This window comes from Bradyrhizobium sp. Kon69 (assembly GCF_055807515.1).
The window spans coordinates 1-241 of the sequence record NZ_JBVVOS010000539.1; the positions used below are offsets into that span (position 1 = coordinate 1).

At 59.3% G+C, this 241-nt stretch carries 1 protein-coding gene; it reads left to right on the forward strand.

Annotation, left to right across the window (positions count from 1 at the left end):
* Nucleotides 1-69 precede the first annotated feature (69 nt).
* The coding region (locus AC0L3U_RS40080) for a DUF4880 domain-containing protein (RefSeq protein ID WP_473365221.1) at nucleotides 70-241 on the forward strand (172 nt) is incomplete at its 3' end.

Consider the following 241-nt stretch of genomic DNA (forward strand, 5'->3'; position numbering starts at 1 on the left):
GTTGACCACAGTGAAGAAACACATGATCCGCGCTCTTACCGAGTGTTCACTGATCATGGCCGGTTTGTAATGCCAGCACCCGACCGCAAGACATTCGAGGCGGCTGCCAGTTGGTACGTGCAGTTCCAGGCACAATCGCCGACGCCCGCCGAGCGGCTGGCGTGGCAACAATGGCTCAATGGAGACCCTTCCCATCAGGCTGCCTGGAACCAGCTTGAGCAGCTTCAGCGTAGCCTTGGCG